5 protein-coding genes are annotated in these 6,631 nt (G+C 72.4%); 3 read left to right on the forward strand and 2 right to left on the reverse strand.

Annotated features, from left to right (window positions below; genetic code table 11):
* The first annotated feature begins 2 nt into the window (after nt 1–2).
* Complete coding sequence (locus tag NOD94_RS08485; RefSeq protein ID WP_281205136.1) at nt 3–197, forward strand: DUF397 domain-containing protein; 195 nt, start codon at nt 3–5, stop codon at nt 195–197.
* A 48-nt stretch (nt 198–245) separates the two neighbouring features.
* Here NOD94_RS08485 and NOD94_RS08490 read toward each other — a convergent pair whose 3' ends face one another.
* Both NOD94_RS08490 and NOD94_RS08495 read right to left on the reverse strand, forming a co-directional pair.
* Entirely contained in the window at nt 246–2,252 is a 2,007-nt protein-coding gene (locus tag NOD94_RS08490) for a CocE/NonD family hydrolase (protein WP_281205137.1), read from the reverse strand.
* A 17-nt stretch (nt 2,253–2,269) separates the two neighbouring features.
* The gene (locus tag NOD94_RS08495; RefSeq protein WP_281205138.1) at nt 2,270–3,763 is read right to left on the reverse strand and encodes a peptide MFS transporter; all 1,494 of its coding nucleotides are present in this window, start codon (nt 3,761–3,763) and stop codon (nt 2,270–2,272) included.
* 211 nt (nt 3,764–3,974) lie between these two features.
* Between NOD94_RS08495 and NOD94_RS08500 the strand changes: the two genes are divergently transcribed.
* Entirely contained in the window at nt 3,975–4,985 is a 1,011-nt protein-coding gene (locus NOD94_RS08500) for a polyprenyl synthetase family protein (RefSeq protein WP_281205139.1), read from the forward strand.
* A 249-nt stretch (nt 4,986–5,234) separates the two neighbouring features.
* Complete coding sequence (locus NOD94_RS08505) at nt 5,235–6,425, forward strand: sigma-E factor regulatory protein RseB domain-containing protein (RefSeq protein WP_281205140.1); 1,191 nt, start codon at nt 5,235–5,237, stop codon at nt 6,423–6,425.
* Nucleotides 6,426–6,631: the final 206 nt, after the last annotated feature.

The raw sequence follows: 6,631 nt of genomic DNA on the forward strand, positions 1-6,631 counted from the left end.
TCGTGACGACCGAATCCCCCCGCTGGTTCACGTCCTCCTACAGCGACAACGGCGGCGCGTGCGTCGAGGTCGCCACCAACCTCGTCGCCTCGCGCGGTGTAGTCCCCGTCCGGGACTCCAAGTGCGACAACAGCCCCATCCTCGGCTTCACCGCCGCCGCGTTCGCCACCTTCGTGGACGGCGTCAAGGCCGTCTGAGCGTCGGTCGGGCCCCGGGGCGTATGCCACCCCCGGGGCCCCGGTCCGTCAGCCCGCCGCGCGCGGAAGCCGGCGTTCCCAGGTGCGGTGGAAGACGACCTCGTCGCCCTCCCGGCAGACCACCTCGTTCGACGTCAGGAAGCCGCCCTCGTCGCACGAGATCTCCGAGCGGGTCTCCACCCGGGCGTCCCAGCCCAACTCCGGCCGGTGCAGGCGGATGCTCCACTCCGAGCGGGTGCGGGCGGACAGGGGGTCCGACTCCTGGATCTCGTACACCTCCCGCGCGTCCTCGCTGAACTCCAGCCCGTCCGGGTACACCCGGGTGCCCCCGTAGCGGGGGTCGACCTCCAGCCGCCAGGTGCCGGCCGCGACGTCCCGTACGACGAGGCGTTCCGGGCGCGGCTCCTCCAGGGTGTCCGGGTAGGCCACGCCCAGCGGGGCGGCCTGCTCGGGGGCCTCGAAGACGATCCCGCCGTCCGCGCGCGGGGAGGGCGGCCGGACGGGGAGTTCCAGGGTGCTGCCCGCCGGGTCGAGGGTCCAGCCGGCCTCCGAGCCGGCCCGGGGCCAGATCCACGGCCAGTACGCCGACGACACCGCCAGCCGGATCCGGTGCCCCGGCGGGAACGCGTGCCCGATGCCGTTCAGCTCGAAGGTGACGTCCTCGGTCGCGCCCGGGGTCCACGGCGCCGCCCGGTCCCGGCCGTGGCGCGCCGACAGGTTCAGCGCGCCACGGGTGACCAGCGTCGAGGAGCCGTCGGGGGCGACGTCGCACAGCCGGGCCACGACCTGCCCGTAGGGGACCTCCATGCGCAGCCGCAGCGTCACCGAGGGCCGGCCGAGGATCTCCACCGGCTCGCCCGCCCCGACGGGGAACTCGAAACAGGCCGACTTGGCGTCCTCCTCGCGCTGGTCCGGCGGCAGGTCGGCGTCGTTGCCGAAGGGGAAGAAGCGGCCCGCGTCGATCCCGGTGTGCTGCGGCGACGCGACCACGACGGGGTGGCCCTGGAGCCCGTACGAGACGGGGACGACCGTCGGGGACGGCCAGGCCCGCTCGCCCACCCAGCGGCCCGGCAGCCGTTCGTAGACGGTGGCCGGCGGGTGCGAGTCGCTGATCCAGGCGCGCAGCAGGGGTTCGTCCATGACGCCGTTGTCGTCGCCGCGCAGCCAGTGGTCCCACCAGCGCAGGGTCTCCTGGAGGAAGCCGATCGCCGGGCCCGGCGGCAGCCCGCGGTCCGGGTACTGGTGCGACCAGGGGCCGATCAGGCCCCGTACGCGTCCGGCCGGCAGGTGCTCGACGAGCCGCAGGACCGTGTCGCGGTACGGGTCGTGCCAGCCGCCGACGGCCAGCACGGCGGCCTTGACCGCCCCGTAGTCCTCGCAGACGCTGCCGTGGCGCCAGTAGTCGTCGCGGGTCTGGTGGGCCAACCAGGTGTGGACGAGGGGCTCGACGGCGGTGAGCCGGTCCAGCCACTGCTCGCGCCAGCCGTCGCCGACGAAGAGCGGGTCCGGCGGCCGCGCGGCGAAGGCCAGCATCGTCGCCGCCCAGGCGTGCATGTCCACGGCCAGGACGGAGCCGCCCATGTAGTGCACGTCGTTGTCGTACCGGTCGTCGGTCGAGCAGACGGTGACCACCGCCTTCAGGGCCGGCGGGGCCAGCGCCGCGATCTGGAGGCTGTTGAAGCCGCCCCAGGAGATCCCGAACATGCCGACCGCGCCCGTGCACCAGGGCTGCGCCGCCAGCCACTCCACCACGGCGACCCCGTCGGCGAGCTCCCGCGCGTCGTACTCGTCGCCGGGGAGGCCGCCGCTGCAACCGTGGCCGCGCACGTCGACGCGGACCGAGGCGTAGCCGTGCCCGGCGTACCAGGGGTGGCGCTGGCGGTCGCGGGGCGCGGTCCAGTCGGTGAGCCGGTAGGGGAGGTACTCCAGCAGGGCGGGGACGGGCTCGTCCGTCACCGGGCGCCAGATCCGCGCGTACAGCTCCACCCCGTCCGGCAGCGGGATCCGGACGTCCTCGTGGGTGGTCCCGTACGGGAACTCGGTACGGATGATCATCGGTGGTCGGGCCCCTTTCAGTGGACGGGGTGCATGGTGCGGCGCAGCCAGGGCGCCAGCGCGACCACGACCAGGCCCGCCGCGACGGCGATGGCGCCGTTGACGCCGAAGTAGACGGGGTGGGACACCTGGTCGTAGAGCTTGACGACCTGGGCCTGGATGCCGTTGGCCAGGGCCAGCGAGAGGAACCACAGGGCCATGGTCTGGCTCGCGTACGCCTTGGGGGCGAGCTTCGTGGTGGCCGACATGCCGGAGGTCTCCAGCAGGACGTCGCCGAGCCCCAGCAGCAGGTACGAGCCGACGATCCACCAGGCGGCCATCTTGTAGGTCTCGTCGGCGTGGCCCGAGGTGGGGATGACCATCAGCAGGAAGGACAGGCCGCCCAGGATCACCCCGATGGCGATCTTGTTGGAGGCGTGCGGCTGGCGGCGGCCCATGCGGACCCACAGGGCGGCCACCACGGGCGCCAGCGCCACCTCGAAGGCGCCGAGCGCGGAGGCGTACCAGCCGGCGGGGAAGTCGAAGCCGAGGATGGTGGTGCGGGCGTTGGTCGAGGCCAGCAGCATCATCGTCGAGTAGGCCTGGAAGAGGATGAAGTTGAAGGCGACCGAGGCCAGGAAGAGCACCACGTACGGGCGCAGCCGTCCGCGTTCCTCGGCCGTGACGCGCGGGCTGCGGAACATGACCGCGAAGTAGACGACCGGCGCGATCACCGAGACGAGGGTCAGCAGGTCCACGAAACGGGCCATCGTCAACCAGCCGATAGCGGCCAGGAGGGTGGCGATGACGGCGAACGCGACACAGCCGCCGACGATCTTCCACACGGCGGCGCGCATCGCGTCGGGGGCGAGGGCGTACTCGGCCGAGTGTTTCCGTCCCGCCAGATGGCGGCGTCCGAGCACGTACTGGACGAGCCCGAAGGTCATGCCGATGGCGGCGGCGGAGAAGCCCCAGTGCCAGCCCGCGCGCTCCCCGAGCCAAGCGGTGATCAGCGGTCCGGCGAAGGCCCCGATGTTGATGGCCATGTAGTAGAGGGCGAATCCGGCGTCGCGCCGCTGGTCGTCGGTGCGGTACAGCTTGCCGACCATGCTGGCCACGTTGGGCTTGAGCAGTCCGGTGCCCGCGCTGATCAGGCCGAGTCCGACCCAGGTCATGGCGGCGGTGGGCACGGCCATGGCGTAATGGCCGCAGGCGATCAGGATGCCGCCGTAGAGGACCGCGCGGTAGGAACCGAGGATCCGGTCGGCGAGCCACCCGCCGGCCACGGAGACGAGGTAGACCATGGTCCCGTACGCCGCCGAGACGGAGGCCGCGCTGCCGGGGTCCATGCCCAGGCCGCCGTTGGCGACCGTGTCCGCGAAGTAGAGGACGAGGATGGCCTGCATGCCGAGGAAGGAGAACCGCTCCCAGACTTCCAGCCCGGACAGGGTGGCCAGCCCCCTGGGGTGCCCCAGGAAGGCGTGGTCGTCGCCGGGCGGCGGCTGGTCCGCCTCCGGGTCGGGCCCGTCCATATCAGTGGTAATTCTGGACAAAACAGATTCTCCGGTTGTTTCGACTTCCACAGAACATACCGGGGTGGATCGGGCGATGCGCGCGTGGCGGCCGGACAGGCGCTCTGGGTGATCGAAAACGGACCGGATACGCTGGCTTGAGTGATGGCAGCGACACATCGACAATCCATGTGATCGTCAAGGTGATCGTCAGCAGACAGGAGTACCCCTCGTGACCGTCGTCGGGCCGTTCGGACTGAGCGTGCGGGACCAGGCTCTTGAGACCGATGTCCAGGCCGGACTGGCCGCCGTCGAGGCGGGTCTGCTGGAAGCCACCAAGAGCGAAGTCCCCTTCATCACCGAGGCCGCACAGCACCTGGTGAGAGCGGGCGGCAAGCGGTTCCGCCCCCTGCTGGTGATGCTCGCGTCCCGCTTCGGCGATCCCTACGCCCCCGGAATCGTGCCGTCCGCGGTGGTCGTGGAGCTCACGCACCTGGCCACGCTCTACCACGACGACGTCATGGACGAGGCGGACGTACGCCGTGGGGTGGAGAGCGCCAACGCCCGCTGGGGCAACTCCGTCGCCGTCCTGACGGGTGACTTCCTCTTCGCCCGCGCCTCCCACATCCTGGCCGACCTCGGGCCGGAGGCCGTACGCATCCAGGCCGAGGCCTTCGAGCGGCTGGTCACCGGCCAGATCCTGGAGACGGCCGGCCCGCGCGACGGGCGCGACCCGGTCGCGCACTACCTCGACGTCATCGCCGGCAAGACCGGCTCGCTGATCGCGGTCTCCGGCCGGTTCGGCGCGCTGATGGCCGGCGCCGACGAGGCCGTCGTCGACATCCTGACCCAGTACGGCGAGCGGCTCGGCACCGCCTTCCAGCTCGCCGACGACGTCCTCGACATCGCCTCCGACTCGCACGAGTCCGGCAAGACGCCCGGCACCGACCTGCGCGAGGGCATCCCCACCCTGCCCGTGCTGCGGCTGCGGGAGATGGCCGAGCGCGACGGCCGCCCGGAGGACCTGGAACTCGTCCGGCTCCTCGACGGCGACCTCACGGACGACGCCCGCCACGCCGAGGTCCTCGCCCGGCTGCGGGTCCACCCCGCGCTGGAGCAGGCCCGCCGCGACACCATCCGCTACGCGGAGGACGCCCGGGCCACCCTGGCCCCGCTGCCGGAGTGCTTCGCGAAGTCCGCACTGGAGGAACTGTGCGACGCGGTGGTCCACCGCGCCGGCTGACGCCGTCCCGCCCCCGGGCGCCCCGCGCCCCACACCGGCGGAACGGTTCCTTCCCCCCCGGGCGACCCCTACGGGTCGGGGGAGGAGGGCCCCTCCGGTGTCATCCCACGGTCGTACGCGGAGTTGGCTCCGGGGGCTGACGCCCCGGGAGCCCCGATTTGGTCAGATGGAGACATCGAACCCCACCGGACCGGGTGAGCGCGGCGACACGGGGGTCGCCGCCGACGACACAGAGGGCAGGGCACTGACATGGCAGCGAACACGAAGACCTCGCGGAAGGCCGCACGGTACGCCGTACCGGTCGCGGTGGTGGGCATCGCGGCGGCGACCGTCGCGATGGTCCCCGCCTTCGCCAACGCCGGCGGACCCGATCTTCCCAAGGTCACGGCGCAGCAGCTGATCGAGAAGGTGGCCGCGTCCGACGTCGAGCAGCTCTCCGGCACGGCTCGGCTGACCACCGACCTGGGCCTCCCGACGCTCGCCTCCGGCCTCCTCGGCGGCGGTGGCGTCACCGGCGGCTCGGCCAACCCGGAGGACAAGATCGCGCAGCTGGCGAACGGCTCGCACACCTTCCGCGTCGCCGCGGACGGCCCGGACCGTCAGAAGCTCACCTTCCTCGACGGCAAGGACGAGTACAGCCTCATCCACAACGGCGCCGACGTCTGGGGCTACGACTCGAAGTCCAACGAGGTCTTCCACGAGAAGAACCCCGAGGCCGCCGGCAAGGGCACCGAGCACAAGACGGCCGACCGACTCGCCGGCTCCCCGCAGCAGATGGCCCAGGAGATCCTCAAGACCGCCGGCCCGACCACCGACATCAGCGTCGGTGACACCGCGCAGGTCGCCGGCCGCGACGCCTACCAGCTGGTCCTCAAGCCCAAGCAGAGCGGCTCCACGGTCGGCTCGGTGCAGATCGCGGTCGACGCCAAGAACGGCGTCCCGCTGCGCGTCCAGCTGCTCTCCAGCCAGGGCGGCAAGCCGATCGTCGACGCGGGCTTCACCAAGGTCGACTTCGCCAAGCCGTCCGCCGACACCTTCAAGTTCACCCCGCCCAAGGGCGCCAAGGTGACCGAGGGCCTGGAGGAGAAGGGCGAGGAGCACGGCAAGGAGTTCAAGGCGCTGGAGTCCTTCCCCGGGCTCGACGCGCTGACCGGCGGCGGCAACGGCGAGGTGAAGGTCCTCGGCGAGGGCTGGGCCACCGTCGCCCGCATCGACACCGGCGCAGGCCAGGGCCTCAAGGAGCTGGAGAAGGACAAGAACGCCCCCAAGGAGGCCCAGCAGTTCCTGAACTCCCTCGGCGACAAGGTCACCGGGAAGTTCGGCGAGGGCCGGGTCCTGTCGACCCGCCTGGTCAACGCCCTGATCACGGACGACGGCAAGGTCTACGTCGGCGCCGTCACCAAGGACGCGCTGGTCAAGGCTGCCGACTCCGCCAAGTAACGGCCGGCGGCGGCGCGTAGCGGGCAACCGCGCCGCGTACGCGCGCCAACGCGAAGGGGGGGGGGGGGGGGGGGGGGGGGGGCGCCCCGCCGCGGGGGCGCCGCGGGGGGGGGGGGGGGGGGGGGGGGGGGGGGGGGGGGGGGCGGGGGGGGGTGGGGGGGGGGGGGGGGGGGGGGGGGGGGGGGGGTTTGTTTTGTGGGGGGGGG

The sequence above is a fragment of the Streptomyces sp. Isolate_45 genome (assembly GCF_024721315.2).
GTDB lineage: Bacteria > Actinomycetota > Actinomycetes > Streptomycetales > Streptomycetaceae > Streptomyces.